Source organism: Endozoicomonas sp. ONNA1 (genome assembly GCF_024606325.1).
Taxonomy (GTDB): domain Bacteria; phylum Pseudomonadota; class Gammaproteobacteria; order Pseudomonadales; family Endozoicomonadaceae; genus Endozoicomonas_A.
The window spans coordinates 1-1,417 of sequence record NZ_JAHHPN010000241.1; the positions used below are offsets into that span (position 1 = coordinate 1).

Consider the following 1,417-nt stretch of genomic DNA (forward strand, 5'->3'; position numbering starts at 1 on the left):
GGCAAAGTTGCAGACAACAAAATGGCCGATCCGCCCGCAGTCCGCTGCTGTTTCAATACTTCCTCCAAAAGGCCGTACATGTAGGCATCATAAGCATGCACCTCATCAATGATGAGAACACTGCGCCCAATACCAAACCCACGAACAAACTTGTGTCGCACCGGCAACACTGAAGCGAGCACCTGATCTACGGTACAAATGCCGACTTGTCCTAAAAAAACTCTTTTTTTACTTTCGGCCAGCCATTGCGCGCATTGAACTCTGGCTTCCTTTTCCCCCTGTGCGGGGTGCGAATTGGCTGCTTGTTTGAGATCGATAAAATCCTGCTGAAATCCAGCCCGACCATGAGCCAGCACCGCATTGATGCTTCCCTCAAAAATGTTAGGTGCAGCCTTTTCTATACGCCCCAACATAGCGTTGGCTGTTGCCTGAGTCGGCAGTGCGAAGACAATACTATCGGCAAAGTTCTGTTGGATTAATTGCCAGGCATGAGCCAGCGCGGCCTCTGTTTTTCCTGAGCCAGTTGAGGCTTCTATTAATGTTAAGCTCTCAGTAAGCGGTAGTTGATCCACCAGACTCTGAACTTGTCGTGGCTGATACCCTTCCTCAAGCAAGTTCTGAATAGCAGGATTGTCACGAGCTTGATAACCAGTAATCCCTGCTCGATGAAGCAATCGTCTGGCGATCGTCAGGCGAGATTCAAACCACTCCTGAAGATCACCTGTCGGCTGGCTTTGAAATTCAAAATCACCCTCATCACTGGCTGAACCCAACCAGTCAGAAACCGAACAAAAACCAGCCAGCAAAGTGCCATCAGCCATAAATGGCGGATCATCTTCCAGTGTCAGCCCGGCAGGTTTTAAAAATAGAGACTCAAGCGCTTTCAACCACGCCTGACGAGCCTGTTTCAGCAATTCCAGTCCCTGGACACTGACCATACCGGGTGATAAACCAAAGCGGCTGTCATCTTTGTCGGAGCTACCTGCCAGGGTTCCATGATGCCCTGCAACCGGCCCCAGCCAACTCAACCATGCCTGCCAGCTTTCATTTTCGTCATCATCACAAAAAATATCACGGTCGTCTTGTTCACCTTCGAAACGATCCTGCCAATCTTGATACAACCAATAAACTCCGGCTGGCCCGTGATAATAATCATTATTGTTTTCCTGAGGCTTAAAGCAATCTGCCTCAGGATTAACCTGCTGCCAGACATTCCTCGCTTTTAATTGAAAACGGATATCAAATTTGCCCAGATCGTGTAAGGCAATAAAAAAAAGTAACCACGCCTGAGTCTGCTCATCGGGCAGGCCACTTTGATGACAAAACTGGCGTCGGAGCGACGCAGATGCCTGCCACCAGACCCTGCCAACCGCAGCTACATCCAAACAGTGATAAACCAGCAAATGATAACTAGCAT

The 1,417-nt window shown here is 49.1% G+C and carries 1 protein-coding gene; it reads right to left on the reverse strand.

From position 1 onward, the window contains the following. Positions 1–1,417 (reverse strand): CRISPR-associated helicase/endonuclease Cas3 (gene cas3 / locus KDK19_RS05805; protein ID WP_257291532.1); only part of this gene is annotated, 1,417 nt, incomplete at both ends.